Source organism: Nocardioides imazamoxiresistens, assembly GCF_032378595.1.
GTDB classification, from domain to species: domain Bacteria; phylum Actinomycetota; class Actinomycetes; order Propionibacteriales; family Nocardioidaceae; genus Nocardioides; species Nocardioides imazamoxiresistens.
This window is the reverse complement of record NZ_JAVYII010000006.1, coordinates 251323-272486: the sequence shown is the minus strand read 5'-3', so window position 1 is coordinate 272486 and position 21164 is coordinate 251323. Positions and strand designations below refer to the sequence as shown.

At 74.9% G+C, this 21164-nt stretch carries 17 protein-coding genes; 6 read left to right on the top strand and 11 right to left on the bottom strand.

Features of this window, described 5'->3' with window-relative positions:
- Nucleotides 1–31: 31 nt before the first annotated feature.
- A complete protein-coding gene (gene eno / locus RDV89_RS15100; protein WP_315734143.1) occupies nucleotides 32–1309 on the bottom strand; it encodes a phosphopyruvate hydratase in 1278 nt (425 codons plus the stop codon).
- Between the two features lie 140 nt (nucleotides 1310–1449).
- Between eno and RDV89_RS15095 the strand changes: the two genes are divergently transcribed.
- Nucleotides 1450–2097, top strand: a complete 648-nt coding sequence (locus RDV89_RS15095; protein WP_315734141.1) for a nucleoside triphosphate pyrophosphohydrolase — start codon at nucleotides 1450–1452, stop codon at nucleotides 2095–2097.
- Nucleotides 2094–2729 (top strand): DUF2867 domain-containing protein, encoded by a 636-nt coding sequence (locus RDV89_RS15090; RefSeq protein ID WP_315734139.1) that lies wholly within the window; start codon nucleotides 2094–2096, stop codon nucleotides 2727–2729. The genes RDV89_RS15095 and RDV89_RS15090 overlap by 4 nt, the downstream gene beginning before the upstream one ends.
- Here RDV89_RS15090 and mfd read toward each other — a convergent pair.
- Nucleotides 2695–6294 (bottom strand): transcription-repair coupling factor, encoded by a 3600-nt coding sequence (gene mfd / locus RDV89_RS15085; RefSeq protein WP_315734137.1) that lies wholly within the window; start codon nucleotides 6292–6294, stop codon nucleotides 2695–2697. The genes RDV89_RS15090 and mfd overlap by 35 nt on opposite strands.
- A gap of 333 nt (nucleotides 6295–6627) precedes the next feature.
- Between mfd and RDV89_RS15080 the strand changes: the two genes are divergently transcribed.
- On the top strand, nucleotides 6628–7788 hold the full coding sequence (locus tag RDV89_RS15080) for an HNH endonuclease signature motif containing protein (protein WP_315734135.1): 1161 nt from the start codon (nucleotides 6628–6630) through the stop codon (nucleotides 7786–7788).
- 126 nt (nucleotides 7789–7914) lie between these two features.
- On the opposite strand, the gene RDV89_RS15075 is transcribed toward RDV89_RS15080, so the two are convergent.
- Genes RDV89_RS15075 through RDV89_RS15060 form a run of 4 tightly spaced genes read right to left on the bottom strand, consistent with a single transcriptional unit; the run spans nucleotide 7915 to nucleotide 12334 of the window.
- Entirely contained in the window at nucleotides 7915–9423 is a 1509-nt protein-coding gene (locus RDV89_RS15075) for a hypothetical protein (RefSeq protein ID WP_315734133.1), read from the bottom strand.
- Nucleotides 9424–9477: 54 nt separating this feature from the next.
- Nucleotides 9478–10515 (bottom strand): NAD(P)-dependent alcohol dehydrogenase, encoded by a 1038-nt coding sequence (locus RDV89_RS15070; RefSeq protein WP_315734131.1) that lies wholly within the window; start codon nucleotides 10513–10515, stop codon nucleotides 9478–9480.
- The gene (locus tag RDV89_RS15065; protein ID WP_315734129.1) at nucleotides 10512–11303 is read right to left on the bottom strand and encodes a metal-sulfur cluster assembly factor; all 792 of its coding nucleotides are present in this window, start codon (nucleotides 11301–11303) and stop codon (nucleotides 10512–10514) included. The genes RDV89_RS15070 and RDV89_RS15065 overlap by 4 nt, the downstream gene beginning before the upstream one ends.
- The gene (locus RDV89_RS15060; RefSeq protein ID WP_315734127.1) at nucleotides 11303–12334 is read right to left on the bottom strand and encodes an amidohydrolase family protein; all 1032 of its coding nucleotides are present in this window, start codon (nucleotides 12332–12334) and stop codon (nucleotides 11303–11305) included. Before RDV89_RS15060 ends, RDV89_RS15065 begins: the two co-directional genes overlap by 1 nt.
- Before the next feature lie 190 nt (nucleotides 12335–12524).
- On the opposite strand from RDV89_RS15060, the gene RDV89_RS15055 reads away from it, so the two are divergent.
- Entirely contained in the window at nucleotides 12525–14000 is a 1476-nt protein-coding gene (locus tag RDV89_RS15055; RefSeq protein ID WP_315734125.1) for an AAA-type ATPase lid domain-containing protein, read from the top strand.
- A gap of 11 nt (nucleotides 14001–14011) precedes the next feature.
- Here RDV89_RS15055 and RDV89_RS15050 read toward each other — a convergent pair whose 3' ends face one another.
- Entirely contained in the window at nucleotides 14012–15334 is a 1323-nt protein-coding gene (locus tag RDV89_RS15050; protein ID WP_315734123.1) for a protein kinase domain-containing protein, read from the bottom strand.
- Nucleotides 15335–15380: 46 nt separating this feature from the next.
- Here RDV89_RS15050 and RDV89_RS15045 point away from each other — a divergent pair, with 46 nt between their 5' ends.
- Nucleotides 15381–16088, top strand: a complete 708-nt coding sequence (locus RDV89_RS15045; protein WP_315734122.1) for a vWA domain-containing protein — start codon at nucleotides 15381–15383, stop codon at nucleotides 16086–16088.
- The gene (locus RDV89_RS15040; protein ID WP_315734120.1) at nucleotides 16085–16936 is read left to right on the top strand and encodes a PP2C family serine/threonine-protein phosphatase; all 852 of its coding nucleotides are present in this window, start codon (nucleotides 16085–16087) and stop codon (nucleotides 16934–16936) included. Before RDV89_RS15045 ends, RDV89_RS15040 begins: the two co-directional genes overlap by 4 nt.
- On the opposite strand, the gene RDV89_RS15035 is transcribed toward RDV89_RS15040, so the two are convergent.
- From RDV89_RS15035 to RDV89_RS15020, 4 genes are all read right to left on the bottom strand, one after another.
- On the bottom strand, nucleotides 16912–17646 hold the full coding sequence (locus RDV89_RS15035; RefSeq protein ID WP_315734118.1) for a lysozyme family protein: 735 nt from the start codon (nucleotides 17644–17646) through the stop codon (nucleotides 16912–16914). The genes RDV89_RS15040 and RDV89_RS15035 overlap by 25 nt on opposite strands.
- Before the next feature lie 173 nt (nucleotides 17647–17819).
- Nucleotides 17820–18566, bottom strand: coding sequence for a 3'(2'),5'-bisphosphate nucleotidase CysQ (locus RDV89_RS15030; protein WP_315734116.1), 747 nt, complete (start codon nucleotides 18564–18566; stop codon nucleotides 17820–17822).
- A 43-nt stretch (nucleotides 18567–18609) separates the two neighbouring features.
- Nucleotides 18610–19839, bottom strand: coding sequence for a hypothetical protein (locus RDV89_RS15025; RefSeq protein ID WP_315734115.1), 1230 nt, complete (start codon nucleotides 19837–19839; stop codon nucleotides 18610–18612).
- A gap of 5 nt (nucleotides 19840–19844) precedes the next feature.
- Nucleotides 19845–21137, bottom strand: a complete 1293-nt coding sequence (locus RDV89_RS15020; RefSeq protein ID WP_315734114.1) for a WD40 repeat domain-containing protein — start codon at nucleotides 21135–21137, stop codon at nucleotides 19845–19847.
- Nucleotides 21138–21164 lie beyond the last annotated feature (27 nt).

Genomic DNA, 21164 nt, shown 5'->3' with positions numbered 1-21164 from the left:
TGGGTGGTTGCCGGCTGACTGGCTGGCGCCGTCAGCCGCGGTAGCGCGGGAACGCGCCGGCGCCGGCGTAGCGCGCGGCGTCGCCGAGCTCCGACTCGATGCGCAGCAGCTGGTTGTACTTCGCGACGCGCTCGGAGCGGGCCGGGGCGCCGGTCTTGATCTGGCCGCAGTTCGTGGCGACGGCCAGGTCGGCGATGGTGACGTCCTCGGTCTCGCCGGAGCGGTGGCTCATCATGCAGCGGTAGCCGTTGCGGTGGGCCAGCTCGACGGAGTCGAGGGTCTCGGTGAGCGAGCCGATCTGGTTGACCTTGACCAGCAGGGCGTTGGCCTGGCCGCCGGAGATGCCGCGCTGCAGGCGCTCGACGTTGGTGACGAACAGGTCGTCGCCGACGAGCTGCGTGCGCGAGCCGAGGCTGTCGGTGATGGCCTTCCAGCCCTCCCAGTCCTCCTCGTCGAGGGGGTCCTCGATGGAGACGATCGGGTACGCCGCGACGAGCTCGGCGTAGTAGGCGGTCATCTCCTCGGCGCTCTTGCGGCCGCCCTCGAAGGTGTACGCACCGTCGGTGTGGAACTCGGTGGCCGCCACGTCCAGCGCGAGCACGAGGTCCTTGCCCAGCTCGTAGCCGGCGACGTCGATCGCCTCGGCGATGAGGTCGAGGGCGGCGCGGTTCGACGGGAGCTCGGGCGCGAAGCCGCCCTCGTCACCGACACCGGTGGCCAGGCCCTTCTTCTTCAGCACCGACTTCAGCGCGTGGTAGACCTCGGCGCCGCTGCGCACGGCGTCGGCGAACGTGGGCGCACCGATCGGGGCGACCATGAACTCCTGGATGTCGACGTTGGTGTCCGCGTGCGCGCCACCGTTGAGGATGTTCATCATCGGGACCGGGAGCACGTGGGCGTTGGGGCCGCCGACGTACTTGTAGAGCGGCAGGCCGGCCGACTCGGCCGCGGCCTGCGCGGTCGCCAGGGAGACGCCGAGGATGGCGTTGGCGCCCAGGTCCGCCTTGTTGGGCGTGCCGTCGAGCTCGAGCATCGTCTGGTCGACGAGGCGCTGGTCGTCGGCGTCGATGCCGACGACGGCCGGGGCGATCTTCTCGAAGACGCCGTTGACGGCGTTCTCGACGCCCTTGCCGAGGTAGCGGGAGCCGCCGTCGCGCAGCTCCACCGCCTCGAACGCGCCGGTGGAGGCGCCGCTGGGCACGGCAGCGCGACCGAGCACGCCGTCCTCCAGCAGGACCTCTACCTCGACGGTGGGGTTGCCGCGCGAGTCGAGGATCTCGCGGGCGCCGACGGCGACGATGCTTGCCACGTTGCTGCTCCTGGGTTGGGGCCGGGGTGGGCGAGGGTGGGGTGCCCTCGTGACTGCTGGTCGGCGGTCAGCCTAGCCAAGCCGGGGCCCGCGACGCGTGAGGCCCGGCCGTCGGGGACGGGCCCGTCATGATGGGCACCATGACTGCCACGGTCCCCGACGGTCCGCCGCTGCTCGTGCTGGCGGACGTGATGCGGCGCCTGCGCGCCGAGTGCCCGTGGAAGGCCGGCCAGACGCACCGCTCCCTGGCCCGCTACCTGCTCGAGGAGAGCCACGAGGTCCTCGAGGCGCTCGACACCGACGACACCGTGCTGCTGCGCGAGGAGCTGGGCGACCTGCTGCTGCAGATCTACTTCCACGCGGCCATCGCCGCGGAGCGCGGCGAGTTCGACGTCGACGACGTGGCGGGCGACCTGACGGCCAAGCTGGTGCGCCGCAACCCGCACGTGTTCGGGCCCGCCGGCTCCGGCGGCGACGACCCCTCCGCCCCCTCCGTCCCCTCCGAGGCCCCGGACGCGGCATCGGTGAACGAGGCGTGGGAGGCGGTCAAGGCCCGCGAGAAGCAGCGCGACCGCCTCGACGAGGGGATCCCGCCGACGCTGCCCGCCCTGCTGCACGCCGACAAGGTGCTGGACCGCGCGGATCGCGCCGGGACACCCCTGGCCCCGGCGGTCCCCGGCTCCGACGACGTCGGCGAGCGGCTGCTCGCCGTGGTCGCCGACGCCCGGGCGGCCGGGGTCGACCCCGAGCAGGCGCTGCGCGACGCCGTGCGGCGGCGGCTGCCGTGAGGCGTACGCCCGTCGCTCGCGCGCCCTGGGGCCGCGCGCTGCCGCGACCCACCCGCAGCCGCCGCACCGTCGAGGTCGCGGCGGACCCCGAGGTCGTCACCGCCGTGCTGGCAGCGGCGCCGGCCGGCGCGGAGCCGCGGTGGTACCGCGACGCCGTCCCGCTGCGGTTCCGCGCCGTGCTCGACGGGTGGGTGAGCCAGGTGCTGGGTCCCCCGGCGGGCGCGGCCCCCTCGGCGCGCCCGGACGGCCCGCGGGAGCGGCTGCGGGAGGCCACCGCGGACGACGCGTTCCTGGCGGCCGGAGACCGGGCCGGGTTCTGGGAGGTCGACGACAGCGCGACGACCGCGACGCCCCCGGGCCACCGGCTCGTGCTGCGGGCCGTGGTGCACGCCCCCGGCGAGGTGCTGCTGCGCGCGGTCGTCGCCGGCGTGGCCCACGGGCCGGGTGCTGGGCCCCGCACCCGCGTCACGCTCGACGTCGAGCTGCACCCGCGCGGGCTGCTCGGCGCGCTCTACCTCGCCGCGGACCTGCCGGCCCGCGAGGTCGTCGTCGAGGGCGTGGCGCACGCCCTCGTCGCCGACCTGCGCCGGGCCGGGCTCACGCCGACGCCGCCGCCTGCGGCGGGTCGATGACCTGGTCGATCACCTTCGCGGCCCACTCGAGCAGGGCCAGCCCGGTGATCGGCTTGCCCGCCACGACCGCGGTCTGCGGGCGCGGCACCAGGATGGTGTCGGTGGCGGGCTTGACCAGCGACTTCGGGTACATGCGCTGGAGCCGCACGACGCGCGACTCGGGCAGGGCGACGGGCGCGAACCGTACGTTCTTGCCGGCCAGCGTGACCTCGCGGATGCCCGCGGCGCGGGCGCGGGCGCGGAAGCGGGCGACGTAGAGCAGGCTCTCGACCTCGATCGGCGGCTCGCCGTAGCGGTCCAGCAGCTCCTCGCGCAGCACGTCGACGTCGTCGTTGCTGCGCACCTCGGAGAGCCGCTTGTACATCTCCAGGCGCAGGCGCTCGCTGGGCACGTAGCCGTGCGGCAGGTGCGCCTCGACCGGCAGCTCGATGCGCACCTCCTCCAGCTGGTCGTCGCCGCCGCCCTTGAAGTCGTTGACGGCCTCGCCCACGAGCCGGACGTACAGGTCGAAGCCGACGTCGGCGATGTGGCCGGACTGTTCCCCGCCCAGGAGGTTGCCGGCGCCACGGATCTCGAGGTCCTTCATCGCGATCGCCATGCCGCCGCCGAGGTCGGAGTGCTGCGCCAGGGTGGCGAGGCGCTCGTGCGCGGTCTCGGTGAGCGGCTTCTCGCTGGGGTAGAGGAAGTAGGCGTACGCCCGCTCGCGCGAGCGGCCCACGCGACCACGCAGCTGGTGCAGCTGCGAGAGGCCCAGGGTGTCGGCCCGCTCGATGAGCATCGTGTTGGCGTTCGAGACGTCGAGACCGGACTCGACGAGGGTCGTGCAGACCAGCACGTCGAAGCGCTTCTCCCAGAAGTCGAGCATCACCTGCTCGAGCTGCTTCTCGTTCATCTGGCCGTGCGCGGTCGCGACCCGCGCCTCCGGCACCAGCTCCTTGAGGCGGCCCGCGGCCTTCTCGATCGACTGGACGCGGTTGTGGATGTAGAAGACCTGCCCGTCGCGCAGCAGCTCGCGCCGGATCGCGGCGATCACCTGCCGGTCCTCGTAGGCGCCGACGTAGGTGAGCACCGGGTGGCGCTCCTCCGGCGGCGTGGTGATCGTCGACATCTCGCGGATGCCGGTCACCGCCATCTCGAGCGTGCGCGGGATCGGCGTCGCCGACATCGCGAGCACGTCCACGCTGGTGCGCAGCCGCTTCATCTGCTCCTTGTGCTCGACGCCGAAGCGCTGCTCCTCGTCGACGATGATCAGGCCCAGGTCCTTGAACCGGATGTCGGGGTTGAGCAGGCGGTGGGTGCCGATGACGACGTCGATCTCGCCGTTCGCGAGGCCCTCGAGGACTGCGGAGGCCTCCTTGTCGCTCTGGAACCGGCTCAGCGCCCGCAGGTTGACCGGGAAGCCGCTCATCCGCTCGGCGAAGGTCGAGAAGTGCTGGGTGACCAGCAGCGTCGTGGGCACGAGCACCGCGACCTGCTTGCCGTCCTGCACGGCCTTGAAGGCGGCCCGCACGGCGATCTCGGTCTTGCCGTAGCCCACGTCGCCGCACACCAGCCGGTCCATCGGCACGGTGCGCTGCATGTCGGACTTGACCTCGTCGACCGTGGTCAGCTGGTCGGGCGTCTCCGCGTAGGGGAACGCGTCCTCCAGCTCGCGCTGCCAGGGCGTGTCGGGCCCGAACGCGTGCCCCTGGGTGGCCTGGCGCGCGGCGTACAGCTTGATCAGCTCCGCCGCGATCTCCTTGACCGCCTTGCGGGCGCGGGCCTTGCGCTTGGTCCAGTCCCCGCCGCCGAGACGGTCCAGCGAGGGCGCCTCGCCGCCGACGTAGCGCGTGACCTGGTCGAGCGTGTCGGCGGGCACGTAGAGCCGGTCCGGCGGCGCGCCGCGCTTGGACGCGCCGTACTCCAGCACCAGGTACTCCCGCACCGCGCCGGCGACCTCGCGCTGCTTCATCTCCACGAACTTGCCGACGCCGTGCGACTCGTGCACGACGAAGTCGCCGGCCTTGAGCTCGAGGGGGTCGATCTGGCGCTTGCGGCGCGCCGGCATCTTGCGCATGTCGCGCGTGGACGCCTTCTGCCCCGAGATGTCCTCCCCCGTCAGCAGCGCGACGCGGTTGGCGTCGTCGACGAAGCCCTGCGAGATGGCGCCGCAGCTGACCGTCACGACGTCGGTCGGCGGCAGGTCCTCGACCGCGTCGACGAGGCGGGCGGGCACGTCGCGGTCGGCCAGGGCCTCGACGGTGCGCTGCGCCGGACCGTGCCCGGGGTGGAGCACCACGACCCGGTAGCCGTCCGCACGCCAGCGGGACACGTCGGCGATGGCCTTCTCGACGTCGCCTCGGTAGGCCTCCGCGGGCTGCGCGCCGAGGCTGCGGCTGGGCACGCCCGCCGTGGCGGCGTCCGCGACCGGCGCGGGGTCGCTCGCCGACGGGTCGTCGATGCCGAACGGGCTCATGCTCCACCAGGCCTGGCCGCGACCGAGCGCGTGCTCGCGGACGTCCGCGTACGCCCGGTAGGACGCGGCGCCCAGGTCGATCGGCGCCTGGCCGCCGCTCGCGGCGGCCGCCCACGAGGCCGCGAGGAACTCCTCGCTGGTGGCGACGAGGTCGGCGGCCCGGCGCCGGGCGCGCTCCGGGTCGAGCATGAGGACGTGGGCGTCGGCCGGCAGGACGTCCACCAGCAGCTCGAGCTCGTCGACGAGCACCGGGGCAAGCGACTCCATGCCCTCGACCGCGATGCCCTCCGCCATCTTCTCGGTGAGCTCGCGCAGCTGCGGGTGCGCCTGGCCCAGCGCAGCGGCCCGGGCGCGGACCTCGGGGGTGAGCAGCAGCTCGCGGCACGGGGGCGCCCAGAGCCGGTCGACCTTCTCGAGCGTGCGCTGGTCGGCGACGGAGAAGCTGCGGATCTCCTCGACGTCGTCGCCCCAGAACTCGACGCGCAGGGGGTGCTCGTCGGTCGGCGGGAACACGTCCACGATGCCGCCGCGCACCGCGAACTCGCCGCGCTTCTCGACGAGGTCCACGCGGGTGTACGCCGCGCCCGCCAGGCCGGCGACGACGGACTCGAGCCCGGCGGTCGTGCCCGCGACGAGCTCGACCGGCTCGAGGTCGCCCAGGCCCGCGACCTGCGGCTGCAGCAGGCTGCGCACCGGCGCCACCACGACGGACAGCGGACCGTTCGCCGCGTCGTCGCCCGGGTGGGAGAGGCGACGCAGCACCGCGAGCCGACGACCGACCGTGTCGCTGCGCGGGCTCAGCCGCTCGTGCGGCAGCGTCTCCCAGCTCGGGTAGTAGCCCACGTGCGCCGGGTCGAGGAGGTCGCCCAGCGCGGCGACGAGCTCCTCGGCCTCGCGGGTGGTGGCCGTGACCGCCAGGACGGTGCGGCCGGTGTCGGCCAGACCCTTCACCAGGAACGGACGCAGGGCGCCGGGCCCGGTCAGGTCGAGGACGCGCTCGCTGCGGTCCCTGGCGCCGGCGAGCGCCTCGTCGAGGGTGGGGTCGGCCAGGACGGCGTCGGCGAGGCCGGACAGGTGCACGCGCGGGCTCCTCAGGGTGGTGCGGGGCAACCGGAACAGCGTACGTCGGGCGTCCGACAGGCGCGGCGGGCGCTGGCCCCTCTGGATTACCCGGTTCACCGGGTAACGCTCGACCTAGACCCTGTTTGAACGGGTCCCAAGTCGAGTGAAGCGGCACGAAGTCGGGGTCTCGGCGGCACGCGGTTCGGTCCCTCCACAGCGTGGGCCGACGTGGGGCGGAACTGTCGGTGGTGGGTGCTTGAGTGAGTCCATGGCAGGGGGACCTTCTCGCCGGGATCGGGGCATCCGGTGCTGGCGGCGCTGGCGCGTGCTGATCGTGGGGTCGGGGATGCGCTCGAGCTCGGGCTGCTGACGCTCGGTGAGGTGGACGCGCGGTCGGCTCTGGTGGCTGCGCAGCAGCTGATCAGCCGCGCGTCGGGACTGGTGGCCAAGCTCGCGTCCCGCGCGGACGAGCTGCAGGTGGGTCGGGTGGACGGGTCGCCGTCGACGGCGGTGTGGTTCGCGAACGCGACCGGGACGACGCGGGGTGAGGCGCACCGGGTGGTGCGGGTCGGTCAGTCCGCGGAGAGGTACGTACGTCTGGCCGCGGCCGCCGCAGCCGGCGCCGTGTCGATCGACCAGGCCGACGTCATCGTTCGCGCCCTCGACGCGCTGCCCGATGACATCGACGTCGAGACCGTGGGTCACGCGGAGGCGGTGTTGGTCGAGAACGCGGGCCGGTTCGACGCCCTCGCTCTGCGCAAGCTCGGTAAGCGGATCCTCGACGTGGTTGCCCCCGAGGTCGGTGAGGCGCACGAGGCGCGGTTGCTGGCGGCCGAGGAGCGTTCGGCGATGGCGACGGCGTCGCTGACGTTGCGCGATCTCGGCGACGGCAGGACGTCGATCCGCGGCGTGCTGCCGACCCTGCACGCCGAGATGCTCGGCAAGGCCCTCGACGCCTACGCCGCACCCGGTCACAAGAACGCCAACCCCGACGAGGCGGACCGGTTCACGACCGGGACCCCGTCGCCGCTGCGCCGAGGGGAGGCGTTCGTCGAGCTCATCGAGGCCCTGGACGCCCGCGACCTGCCCGAGGTGGGCGGCACGAACGCCACCGTCGTCATCAATCTCGACCTCGACGCCCTCCTGCGCGACCTCGGCGTCGCCACGCTCGACACCGGCGGACGGATCAGCGCCGCCGAAGCCCGCCGGCTCGCCTGCTCGGCCCATCTCGTGCCGGCCGTCCTGGGCGGTGCCAGCGAGATCCACGACCTCGGCCGAGCGCAGCGCTATCACTCTAAGGCCCAACGGCTCGCCATCGGCCTGCGCGACAGGACCTGTGTCACCGACGGCTGCGACCGCCCAGCCCACCAGTGCCAGGTCCACCACTGGACCCTCTGGTCCGCCGGCGGTGGCACCTCGACGAAGGACGCCGGACTCCTCTGCGGCCACCACCACCGCACCGTCCACGACCCCCACTACGAGACCCGCCGCACCCGACACCCCCTCGGCCACACCACCGTCAGGTTCGTCCGACGGCCCTAGACACCACGCGCCCGGCCTCGCCTTCGTCGAGCTCGACCTCGACCTCGACGCCTGCGTCGCTCCCGTTCGGTCCCGAAGCACAGCCGGAGTTCCGCGCGCCGGCGGGTCGAGCCGGGTCTTGCCGCGTCACTGCGGGCCGATCCACCACTCGAGCAGCGCGTCCAGGTCGCCGTCGGGTCGCAGCGCGAAGCCGTAGCAGAGGCACTCCTCGTCCTCCCAGTAGACGTACGCCCGGTCGGCCTGGCGGTAGTGGATCCAGGCGCCCGGCACGTCGCCCGGCGAGCCCGGCCGCATCCAGACGTCGACGGTGCCGTCGCGGTCGGCGCGCGCCGCGGTGAGGATGCTGTTGCGGTACGCCTCTTGCGCCTGGGCGTCCGCCGAGCGCACGAGGAAGACCACGAGGGAGCCGTCGGCGCTCGCGCACCGGTTCTCCTCGAGCTCGCCCGGGTCGAAGTGCTGGCCCCGGACCGCGCACGAGGCGAGGTCGAGCGAGTCGTCGCGGGTGAAGTCCTCCGCCAGCTGCGCGACGCCCTCGTCCTCGATCGCGTCGGGGTACTCCACCGCCGACCCCGCGCCCTCGAACACACCGACCAGCGACTCCAGCGCGTCGACCGGCTCGAACGACAGCTCCGCGCTGCTGCCGGGGGCGTAGGTGCCGACGAGGTGCACCGACTGCAGCGCCTCGACGTCGTCCCACCACACCTGCACCGCGCCCGTGCGGACGTCCTGGAAGCTCCAGAACACCCCCGCGTCCTGCGCGCTGTACCGCGTGCCGATCTCGTGGTCGACGACCTCGTCGCGGCCGTCCTCGAGCGCCGCCTCGTCCTCGTAGGTCACGAGCGTCGCCGTCGCCTCGTCGGCGTCGCCCGGGTCGCTCACCACGCAGGCGAGCCGGCCGGACTCGCCGCCGGCGGCGTCACCCTCGGCGCACTCCGCGAGCGAGTCCCCCAGCCGTGGGCCCAGCGCGGCGTACGCCTCGACCCCCTCGGCGTCCGGGGAGCCGGAGGAGGTCGAGCCCGACGACCCCGACGCCCCAGGGTCCTGTCCCCCGGCGTCGTCGCGCGCCAGCAGGTACGTCGCCACGCCGCCGGCCGTCACCAGCACGACGGCGAGCGCGGCCGCGAGCACCCAGCGGAGCCGGTCGCCGCGCGGCCGGGTCGCGGGCGACCGGGGATCCGGTCGGCGGGCCGCCCAGGACGGTGCGGGTGGCCCGGTGGGCGCGGGCGGCGGCACGACCACGGCGCCGGTCCACGTCGAGGCGCCCAGGGAGCCGCGCGCCGCGGCGTACCGCTGCACGGTCGGCTCCTCGAGCCACCCGGCGGCGTACGCCAGGGCGGCGCACGCCCACGCCGGACCGGCGGGGTCCCGACCCACCCCCGGGCCGAGCGCGCGGGCGAGGTCGGCCCCGGCGGCGTCGACGGCCGCCTCCGCCGGACGGCCGCGTCGCACCTCCGCCCGCAGCCGCGCCATCGTCCGGTGCCGTGCCGCCTCGACGACCAGCGCGACGTCCGCGGCCGCCATCGCGTCCTCGTCGAGCAGGTCGTCGAGCAGCGCGCGCAGCGTCGGGGCGTCGTCGAAGGCGGCGAGACCGATCTGCTGCGCGAACCGGCGCAGCTGCTCGTGGGACGGCAGCACGCGGCACTGCCTTCCCCGGCCCCGGCGGATCCACACCCGGGGCCGGGGAGGCGCTCACGGCACGAGGATCGCGCGGCCCCGCACGCGCCCGGCGTCGAGGTCGCCGACGGCGGTGGCGAAGTCGTCGAGCGCGTACTTCTGCGTGTGCAGCGTGACCGCCCCGCGCGCGGCCAGCGCCATCAGGTCCTGGAGGTCGTCGTAGGAGCCCACGAGGTTGCCGATGACGTTCTTCTCCGCCGAGACCAGGTCGATGGTCGGGACGTCGACGTTCTCGCCGTAGCCGACCACGTGGTAGTCGCCGGCCTTCCGCGTCATCGCGATGCCCTCCGACGTCGAGCCGCCCTCGCCCACGAAGTCGAGCACCACCTCGGCGCCCGCCCCGTCGGTCAGCTCCAGCACCTGCTCGACGTGGCCGCCGTCGGCCACCACCCCGTGGTCGGCGCCGACGGCCAGGGCCAGCTTCACGGCGTCGGGGTTGCGGTCGACGACGACGATCTCCGCCGGCGCGAGCGCCCGCAGCACCTGGATGCCGATGTGGCCCAGACCCCCGGCGCCGATGACGACGCACCGGTCGCGCGGGGTCAGTCGCCGCGCCGCCTTCGCCGCGGCGTGGTACGCCGTCAGCCCGGCGTCCGCGAGCGCCGCGACGTCGGCGGGCTCGAGCGCGTCGTCCAGCTTCACCACGGAGCGGGCCGAGGTGCGCAGGTACTCCGCGTACCCGCCGTTCGTGTCGATCCCGGGGAACTGGTTGGTCGCGCAGTGCACGTCGTCGCCGGACCGGCAGGCGCGGCACAGGCCGCAGGTGATGAGGGGGTGCACGATCACCTTGTCGCCCTCCGCCACGTTCGTGACCGCGCTGCCGACCGCGTGCACCCAGCCGGCGTTCTCGTGCCCGATCGTGTAGGGCAGCGTGACCTGGGACTTCTCGGCCCACTGACCCTCGAGGATGTGCAGGTCCGTGCGGCACACCCCCGCGCCGCCGATGCGGACGACGACGTCGAAGGGCCCCTGCGGCTCGGGCACCGGCACCTCGGTCATCTGCAGCGGCTGGTGGTAGCCGACCACCTGGACGGCGCGCATCGTGCTGGTCATGCGGAACGCTCCTGGATCTCGGAGAGGGGGATGAAGGTGGTCGCCGACCCGTGGTCCGGGTCGTCGGCACGGTCGGTCTGGTCGACCTCGGAGCCGGGGTAGCGGGTGCGCAGCAGCCCGCGGCAGAAGTGCGCGTTGCCGTCCACCGAGATGCGCGTGGAGCGCGCCCGGCGCAGGGCCAGCGGCACCTGGTCGGTCGCCGGCTCGACACCGTGCTCGTCGACCAGGACGCGCGCGTCCCGGTGGTTGCCGAGACCCACGGCGCGGCGGCGGCGGTGCAGCGCGGCCGTCAGGTCGTCGTCGGGCAGGTCGCGCAGGCGGACCTCGCCGACCGCCGCCACGGCGAGGTCGGGGTCGGCGCGCAGCAGCGCGGTCAGGCAGCGTTCGAGGGCGGCCGTGTGCGCCTTGACCCGGAAGGTCCGCCTCAGGTCGTCGAGGTCGCGCTCCGCCTCGTGACCGAACGTGCCGCGGTAGCCGGCGTCGGCGGCGAGCCCGGCGTTGATGATCGGCGAGTCGTGGTGGTCGTCGAGCTCGACGACCACCTCGGCGGCGCCGGGCAGCGCGGTGACGACGTCCTTGGCGTCGGAGGCCATGAGGTACGCGAAGTTCGGCGAGCAGAACGACGTCGGCAGCCGCAGGTGCACCTCGACCCGTCCGCTGGTGGCGTCGACGTCGACGCTGCGCACGAAGCCGAGGTCGGTGATCGGCTCGTCCAGCTCCGGGTCGAGGACGACATCGAGCGCCCGGCGCACGTCGACCTCGGCGAGGGTGAGGGTGGCCGCCGACATCACGCGACCGCCGTGGCCTCGACAGGGGCCTGCGGGCCGGCCGGCTCGGGCAGCCGCAGGTGCTCGGGCACCTCGATGTCGTACATGGCGGCCGCGTTGAGGCCGAGGATCTTCTTGCGCTGCTCGGTGGTGATCGGTGCGTACTCGCCCTGCATGTCCTCGGGGATCTGGAAGTCCACGAAGCGCTCCACCAGCCACCGCGGCGTCCACAGGCCGTAGTCCGAGGAGAACTGGATGCGGTTCTCGTCGAGCCAGTACAGGAGCTCGCCGATGATCTGGGCGAAGTAGCGCGGCCGGGTGTGCATGAACGGGATCGCGACCGCGAGGCCGGCGTGCACGTTGGGCTCCTGCGTGGCGATCCAGCAGAAGTCCTCGAGCCGGGGCAGCCCGCAGTGCTCGACCACGAAGTTGAGGTCGGTGTAGTCGCTGGCCACCTTGTCGACGTCGGCGACGTCGAACGCGTCGCGGTCGAGCGGGCGGATGGTCGGGCCCTTGTGGATGTGGATGTTGCGGATGCCCAGGGCCAGGCACTCCTCGAGGTAGCGCCGCGACCAGGGGTCGTCGAGCTTGTAGCCGCGGGACTCGCCGTGCCACTCGGCCGTGTAGAGCTTGACCCCCTTCAGGCCGAAACGCTCCGCGTCGAGCCGCAGCTGGTCGAGGCCCGTCTCCCCGTTGCGGGGGTCGAAGTGGTGGTTGTACGTCAGCCGGTCCGGGTGGGCCTGGGTCAGCGCCCAGGACTCCTCGGTCTGCCCGAAGCCGTTGCGGTAGAACTCGCCGAGGTGAGCCGGCTGGAAGATCGCGTGGTCCACGTGGCCGACCTCGAAGAGGTCATGCACCAGCCGCTCGCCGCCGTAGTACAGGTACTCCTCGTAGGTCCACACCTCGCTCTCGGGCGAGAGGTTGCGGTGGTAGTCGTAGAAGCAGTCGATGAACTGCTTGCCATGGATGTTGCGCTGGTTCTCCGGCCGCGCGTCCCACAGGGCCACGTGGGCGTCGACGATGAAGTAGTCCTCGCCGTCCTTGCTGTACACGATCGTCCTCCGTCCTCCCGTGACCTGCGTCACGGATCGCCCCGACGCTAGGGCGGGCGGGAGTCGGCGGGAGGGGGTCGCGCGTCTCAATGTGACACGCCCCGGCGTCTCAATCTGAGACGCCCGCGCGGCGGCACCGAGAGGCGGCGGATGTAACGTGGATCACCCGCCCACCGCCCTTGGAGGCACCGTGGAGACCCCCGGACGATCGCCCGAACGGCACGCTCCGCGCACGGACCACGCCGTCGGCTCGCCGGCCACCACGGCGCCGGGTCGCCTGCGCGCCTCCTGGCAGCGCAGTCACGACTACGGGGTGCCCGCCGACGAGGTCCAGCCCGTCTTCGCCGGCACCAGCGAGCAGGAGTCGCTCTTCGTCGAGTGCGGCCGGGAGGTGCTCGCCGACCTGCACCGCACCCTCGCCGCCGAACCGGTCAGCCTCATGCTCACCGACGCCGACGGCCTCGTGATCAACCGGCTCAGCGGCGACGTCGAGCTGCTGCGGGCCCTCGACCGCGTCCACCTGGCCCCCGGCTTCTCCTACGCGGAGCGGGACGCGGGCACCAACGGCCTCGGGCTCGCGCTGGCGGACCGCCAACCCAGCCTGGTGCGGGCCGAGGAGCACTACTCGCTCAGCCTGAGCGGCTACACGTGCGCGGCCGCCCCGGTCCTCGACCCGCTCAGCGGGCGGCTGGAGGGCAGCGTCAACCTGACCACCTGGTCCCGGTCCTCCCACGAGCTCCTGCTTGCGCTGGCCCAGTCCGCGGCGAGCAGCACCGCGGCGCTGATGCTGGCCCGCGCGCACGGGCGGCGGGGGCGCCCCGCCCCGCGGGGCACGGTCTTCCGGGTGGAACCACCGCGCCTGGAGCCCGGGAGCGGACGTCTCGACGACCTGTCCGGGGCGTGGCGCGACTCCCTGGCCCAGGCCGCGGCCGCGCTCGCCGCCGAGCACGTGCTGGTCGTCGTCGGCGAGCCGGGGTCGGGGCGCACGACGCTCGCCGCGCAGGCCCAGCGCTCCCGGCGGGGTCGCGACCGCATCCTCGCCGCGAGCGTGCCCGAGCCGCACGACGTCGGGGCGTGGCTCGCCCTGTGGACCCCCGAGCTCGCCAAGGCCGACACCTCGGTCGTGGTGCGCGACGTCGACGCCCTGCCGGCCTGGGCCGCCGAGCGGCTCGTGACGATGTTCGCGGCGGGCACGCCGGTGGCCGTGACCGTCGAGCAGTACGCCGACCTGCCCGCCGCCATCGGCGCGCGGCCGCACGCCGTGGTGCAGGTGCCGGCGCTGCGCGAGCGGCCCGACGACGTGCTGCCGCTCGCCCACCACGTCGCACGACGGGTGCGCGGGCGGGAGGTGCCCCTGTCCCCCGCCGCGGCTGCGGCGCTACGGGCGTACGCCTGGCCCGGCAACGTCCGCGAGCTCGCCGAGGTGGTGCGCGACGCGGTCGTGCGCGTCGACGTCGTCGACGTCCAGCACCTGCCGCCGCACGTCCTGTCCTCGCCGGGGCGCCGGCTCTCGCGGATCGAGTCGTTCGAGCGCGACGAGATCGTCCGCGTGCTGACGACCCCGGGGATCACCATGGCGGACGCGGCGAGCCGCCTGGGCATGAGCCGGGCCACCGTCTACCGCAAGGTCGCCCAGTACGACATCCGCGTGCCACGCCACCCCTGAGCGTCGACGGCTCAGCGGCCGCGCGGCGGTCCCTTCACCAGCAGGTGCGCCCGCGCGACCCGCAGGCGCAGGCCGACCTGCAGCTCGACCGTCCCGCCGGGGGCGACCGCGCGCTCGAGGTCACCGGCGTACACGGCCGTCCACGGCTCGTCGCCGACGTTGCGCAGGCCCCACCGGTCGGGGTCCTCGGGGTGCACGACCACCCGTCCGACGACGTCGCTGTCGTGGGCGGCGAGGGCGGCGTCGGCGACGTGGTCGGTGCGCAGCGTCGCGAGCGGGCTCAGCGCCACGGTGCGGCTGCGCCCGACGGCCAACCGCATCCGCGGCACCACGGTCGCGTCGCAGGTGCGGCAGGTCCGCCCCGGCTCGTCGGGGTCCCAGAAGCAGGTCGTGCCGCACCCTGCGCAGGCGACCAGCAGGTCGCGCAGCTGGTCCATCGCCCGCACCCACTCGCCCTCGGTGACCCGCTCCAGCGGGGCGCGGGCGCCGGCGACGAACGCGCGCTCGCACAGGTCGAGCAGCAGCCGCGGGTAGATCCCCGCGTACGTGCGGACCAGCTCCGGCGGCCGGTTGTCGTCGCGCGACGGGTCGAGGCAGTAGACGGGGTCGGTGCCGAAGTGCCGCGTCAGCCAGCCCTGGTCGCGCAGGCCGGACCCCGTGCGCTCACCCTCGAACGGGTGCCCCATCATCAGCGTGTAGAAGATCAGCACGGCCAGCGAGTGCCGGTCGGTGTCGGTGGAGGGCAGGGTGGCGTACGCCGGGTCCGCCACGACCTCAGGGGCCATGAAGAACGGCGTTCCCAGGACCCGTCCGCCGCCGTCGTCGACGCTCACGTTGTCGTTGTCGCAGACCAGGGTGTCCCCGGTGGCCGGGTCGAAGAAGACGTTGCCGAACGAGATGTCGCGGTAGACCAGGCCGTGGGCGTGCAGCTTGAGGAACGCGAGCGCGAGCTGGCGGCAGATCACCAGGGTCGACGCGAACGTCACCTCGAGCGGCTCGCCGTCCGGGCCGCGGCCCGAGAGGAGGTGGGTGAGCTCCAGGTAGTGCGGCGCCCGCAGCGGCATCACGTACCCGAACCCGTCGCGCTCCGGCGAGCGCGCGATGGCGATCGGCCACAGGAAGCGCGGGTGCGGCGGCCCGGTCTCGACGAGGGCGCGGACGTCGCGGTACTGCTCCGCGGTCGCGCTGTGCGGGTGGTACCACTTCAGCGCCAGGGTCTCGCCGTCGTCGGTGCGCACCTCGTGCACGACGCCCTGGCCGCCCCGGCCGATGAGCCGCACGACCCGGGCACGGCCACGCCGCGCGACCTCGATCTCCGCCCCGTCGGCCAGCACCCGCGACACCTCCCCCGCCCGCAGCGCAGGGTATATCGTCGCGCGGGTGACCGACCGGCTCGGCGGCGCGGTCGGCCGCCGACCGCTGCACCTCGTCCTCGTGCTCGACCTCTCCGGGTCGATGCGCCGCGGGGGCCGCATCCAGGCCCTCAACACGGCGCTGCGCGAGGTGCTCCCCCGCCTGCGCGACGAGGCGCGCGCCAACCCCCACACGCGGCTGCTCGTGCGCGTGCTCGGCTTCGCGACGCAGCCGTGGTGGGTGCTCGCGACGCCGACGCCCGTCGAGGAGCTGACCTGGCAACCGCTCGAGGCCGTGCCCCAGGGCCTCACCGAGCTCGGCTCCGCGCTCGTCCTGCTCGCGGACGCGATGGCCGACCTCGACGCCGAGGCGGCGAGCGGTCACGGCGCCTACCCGCCCGCGATCGTGCTGGTCTCCGACGGCAGGCCGACCGCGACCACCGGCACCGACGTCGCGACGGGGATGGCGCGCCTGCTCGCCACCCGTGCCGGCGCTGGCGCGGTCCGCCTCGCGCTCGGGGTCGGCCGCGACGCCGATCTGCCGAGCCTGCGGCGCTTCATCGGCGACGACGAGGTCCCGGTGCTGCGCGCCGACAACCCCGAGCAGCTCGTCGAGTGCATGGCCTGGGCCTCCCGCGCGGCCAGCCGCGGCGCCTCCATGCCGGCGCTGACCTCGACGGGGATCTCGGTGCTGCCGCCGGAGCTCACCGGCGAGGACGTCTGGGGCTCCGCGTGACCTGGCGCGCCGTGGCCGCCACGCGGCGCGGCGCCTCGCACGTACGCCGCGACCTGCCCAACCAGGACGCCCACCGCACGTGGACCGACGGCACCGCCACGGTCGTCGCCGTCGCCGACGGCCACGGGGCGGCCCGGCACGCCCGCTCGGACGTCGGGTCGCGCCTCGCGGTGGACGCCGCGGTGGCCGCGCTGCGGGCGTACCTGACCGAGGTGGAGCCCGCCGGGACCGCGGACGTGCACCACCACCTCGTCACCGTCGTGGGCCCGGAGCTCGTCACGCGCTGGCGCGAGGCCGTGGCCGAGCACGCCGACCGGCACGACGGGCGGCAGGACGCGCAGCAGGACGCGCAGCAGGACGCGCAGCAGGACGCGGCGGCCGACGGCGCGGTGGACGTCCTCGCCTACGGCTCAACCGTGCTCGCGCTGGTCGCCACGCCGAGCTGGGTCGGGGCGCTGCAGCTCGGCGACGGCGAGGTCGTGCTCGTGGACCGCGGCGGTGCCGCCCGCCGCCCGATGCCGCTCGACCCGCTGCTCGACGGTGCGACGACCACGTCGCTGTGCCAGGACGACCCGCTGGCCTCCCTGCGGTACGCCGTCGTCCCGGCCGCCGAGGTCGACCTCGCGCTCGTGTGCACCGACGGGTTCGGCGTCAGCCGCGTCGACGGCCCGGACTGGTGGCGCCCCGTCGGCGAGCAGCTGGCCCACCACGCCGCGACCGGAGGGGCGGACCACGTCGCCGAGCGGCTGCCGGGCTGGTTGGAGGAGCCCGCCGACGTCGGGGGCGACGACGTGACCGTCGGGATCGTGCTGCGTTCCCCCGCTCAGCCCGACGAGCGCTCGGCGTAGTCGGCGGCCGCCGCGTAGACGGCGTCGACGTAGGCCTGGTCGTGGTTGTAGGAGAAGACGGCCGCGGCCCACCCCTCGGCGGTGGCGAGGTCGTGGCCGTCGTGGCACAGGTAGCGCGCCGCCGCGTACGCCGCGTCGTCGACGTCGTTCGGGTCCATCGTGCCGTCGGCGTCGCCGTCGGAGCGCCAGCGCGCCCAGGTCGAGCCGATGAACTGCATGGGGCCTACCGCGTGGTCCCACTCCTCGTCGCCGTGGAACTCGACGAGGTCGGGGTGGGCGGGCAGGGCCGCGAACCCACCCGTGCCGTCGAGGGCCGGTCCGACGATCGGCGGCAGGGCGCGCCCGTCGAGGTGCAGGACCGCGCCGTCGATGGTGCCGTGGCGCGACTCGACCCAGCCGATCCCGGCCAGCGTCGACCACCCCATCGAGCAGGCGGGGTCCTCGTCGTTGATCCGCAGCTCGGCCACCGCGTAGGCGTTGAGGGCCGTCGGCGGGATCCCGGTGCGGGCCGCGACGTCGGCGGTCCAGGCGGCGTCGACCACCGGCACGGACGTGGCGCCCGCGGGCACCAGCGGGGAGGCCTCGCTCACCGGCGGCACGTTGCCGCCCAGCGCCGACGGACCGCGCCGGGGCTCGACGACGGCGTCGTCGCGCTGCAGCCACCACGCCCCGCCCAGGCCCACGGCCGCGACGGCGGCGAGGACCGTCACGACCGCGAGGGGCCGGCCGCCGCCGGCGGGCCTGCGGGCAGCGGGCCTGCGGGCGGCGGGTTTGCGCGCGGCGGGTTTGCGCGCGGCCGGCTTGCGGGGTGCCGGCTTGCGGGGTGCCGGCTTGCGGGACGCCGGCTTGCGGGGCGCCGGCTTGCGGGGCGTGGGCCGGCCGCTCACGTCGCGACGGCGGCCAGCACCCGGGCGGCGAGCTCGGGCCGCGCGACGACGAGGTCGGGGAGGTAGACGTCGGGCTGGTTGTAGCGCAGCGGGCTGCCGTCGAGCCGGCTCGTGTGCAGACCGGCGGCCCGGGCGACGGCCACCGGGGCGGCCGAGTCCCACTCGTACTGCCCGCCCGCGTGCACGTAGACGTCCGCGACGCCGCGCACCACCGCCATCACCTTGGCGCCGGCCGAGCCGAGGGGCACGAGGTCCGCGCCGAGGGCCTCGGCTACCCGGTGGGCGACCTCGGGCGGGCGGGTGCGGGACACGACGACCCGCGGGGCGCCCGCGCGGGCCGCGGGGAGCACCGGCGGCGCGCCGGTGCTGAAGGTCTGCTCGAGCGCGGCCTGCGCGACGGCGCCGGCGACCAGCTCGCCGCGCTCCCACAGCGCCACGTGGACGGCCCAGTCCTCGCGGGGCGGCTCGCCGTACTCCCGCGTGCCGTCGAGCGGGTCGACGATCCAGACCCGCTCGGCGTCGAGCCGGGAGCGGTCGTCCTTGCCCTCCTCGGAGAGCACCGCGTCGTCGGGACGCTCCTGCGCCAGCCGCGCGACGATCAGCTCGTGGGCGCGGCGGTCGCCGGCGTCCTTGAGGTCCGTCGGGTCCCAGCTCTCGGCGACCGCCCGGACCCGGAGGTCGAGCAGCAGCTCCCCGGCGAGGTCGGCGAGCTGGGCGGCGAGGGCGTGGTCGTCGTTCGGCACGGGCCGAGCCTAGGCGAGCGGGCCCGCCGCCGTCCCGGGTCCCTCAGCCCAGGTCGTCGGCGAGCACGCGCAGCAGCTCGTCGGCCGCGCGCCCGGACCCGACCTCCCCCGCCGCGGCCAGCGCGAGGCGACGGGCGGCCATGTCGAGGAGGAACAGGCGCGTCGTCAACGGCCCCGTCGCGACCTCGCCGCGCCGCTGCGGGCGCGCCTCGGCGAGCAGGTCCGCGGCGGCGTCGGCGGCCGCCTGCCCCCGCACGCTGGTCGCGCGGGCGTAGAACCAGTTGTGGCGGTCGAGCGACAACGGCGCCCACTGCTCGCCGTACTCCCAGTCCCAAACCGTCAGCCGCCGTCCCTGCCACGCCGGCGCCCAGCCGAGGTTCCACGACGACCAGTCGCCGTGGCGCAGGCCGTGGGCGAGCACCTCGGCGCCGTGCCGGGCGCGGTAGCCCACCACCAGCCGGCGCAGCCGCTCGGCGTCGGCCACCAGCGACAGGTCCCGGTGCGGCCCGTCCCGCAGGTCCTCGGCGACCCGCTGCAGCCGCACCAGCCACGGCGAGGCGGCCAGCGCGAGGTCGCAGCGCGGGTTCGCGGCGACCAGGGCGTCGAGCGCCGGCCAGGTCGCGTCGGGGTCCGCGGACGAGACCGGCGCGACGTCGGGGCGCAGCGGCTCCGTGCCCAGCACCGTGACGTCCCCGGAGCGCAGCCACAGCCGGCGCCGCGGCACCTGCACGGCCGCGGGCACGGCCCGGGTCGCACGGTCCAGCGCGTCGCGCTCGCGGGCCAGCGCGGCGGCACGCGCCGGTCCCGCGCCCAGCTTGAGGAACAGCAGCGGCGTGCCGTGGCGGTCCACGGCGAGCACCGTGGGGCGGGGCGCGCCGTCGCGCTCGAGCACCGCGAACGTCAGGTGCACCTCGGCCTCGGGGCGGCGCAGCGACCGGGCCACGCGTCCGCGCAGGTGCAGCAGGTCGGCCTCGGCGACCACCCGGGCCGCCGGACGGGGCCGCCGCAGCAGGTAGCTCGAGGCCACCGCCGACCGCGCGAGCCGGCGCGCCGGCGCCCGCAGCCGGTTGCCGTAGAGCAGCACCCGGCGCCGCGCCCGCGGGGACAGCGCGTCCGAGACGACGTAGCGCACGCGCCCGGCGAAGCGCACCAGCTCGTACGCCTCTCCCCCGGCCACCGCGGGACTTCCGACGGCCTCGATCGCGCACCCGCCGCCGTGGGCGGCGGGCCACACGACGCCGGCGACGTCGCTCCACGTGCGGTCCCGGGTCACGGGGCTCATCCCGCCCCGAAGCGCACGAGGTTGGCCTGCTGGCGACCCTGGGCCCACGTGAAGCCGCCGCCCATGACCAGGTAGTGACCGTCGGTGGCGAGGCTGCGCGAGAGGAGCAACGAGTCGGGGTCGTTCGACGTCCCGTTGGTGAGGACCTGGAAGCCCGACTTCACCCGCCCGGTGCTGCGGTCCAGCACGTGCATGGCCACGTAGCGCCTGGGGTTGGTCTCCCCGAAGCCGCCGGCCCGGCTGCAGTCGTGGGCGTGCGAGGCCACGTACAGCTCCTGGCCCACGGCCAGCACGTCGAACGTGTCGCCGTAGCACTGGGAGTACCACTGCCGCGTCCCCGTCGTGGTGCTGATCGCGGAGACGCCCTCGCGCCGGTCGGCCGAGCCCGAGTAGTCGTCGCGTCCCGCCAGGTAGAGGGTGGTCCCGACGACCTGCAGGGTGGTCGCCCAGTTGTAGGGCGCGAGCAGGTAGTCGCTGCGGAACGAGCCGACGTTGCGGCCGTCGGTCGCGTCCACGGCCGCCACGCCCTGGTAGCTCGCGCCGTTCATCCGCCGGAACGGCCCGCCGACGAAGACGCGGGAGCCGTCCGAGGAGACGGCCAGGGCGGTGATCCGCAGCGCCTCGTTCTGCACCGGCAGGCTCGCGACCGGCGCCCACGGCGTCACCGCGTTCGTCGTGAGGTCGAACGCGGCGAGGCGGTCACGGGCCTGCCAGCTGGCGACGCTGAAGGCGCCGCCCACGTAGAGCCGTCGCCCGTCGGGCGAGAACGCGAGCGAGCGGACGGTGCCGTTGACGCCGTTCCAGCCCACCTGGCCGAGGAACGCCCCGGTGGCCGCGTCGAAGCGGGCGAGGTGCTCGGCGCGCTTGCCGTCGACGAGGTTGAAGTCACCGCCGACCACGAGCGTGCGCCCGTCGGGCGAGACCGCCATCGCGTGCACGGTGCCGGGCGAGCCGTCCCAGTCGTTCGTCAGGCGCGGCGCGAACCCGGCGATGCGGGCGCCCGTCGCGGGGTCGAAGGCCGCGAGCTGCGCCTGGTTCGTCTCCCCCGTGCCCGCCGGGCTGCCGGAGGGGCGGGTCGAAGTGAACGAGCCACCCGCGTAGATCCGGCCGCCGGCCATCTCGACCGTCCAGACCGGACCGTTCGTCTGCGCCATCGGCAGCGGCGCGTCCGAGAACGTCGTCGCCGCATGCGCCGCCGGCGCCCCCGTCATCTGGCCCACGAGCAGCGCGGCGAGCACCGCCGCCACCGCCCCGGCCCCGCGCCAGCGGCGCCCCTGCGTGCGTGTCATCGAACCTCTCCTCGTCCCGTTCTTCTG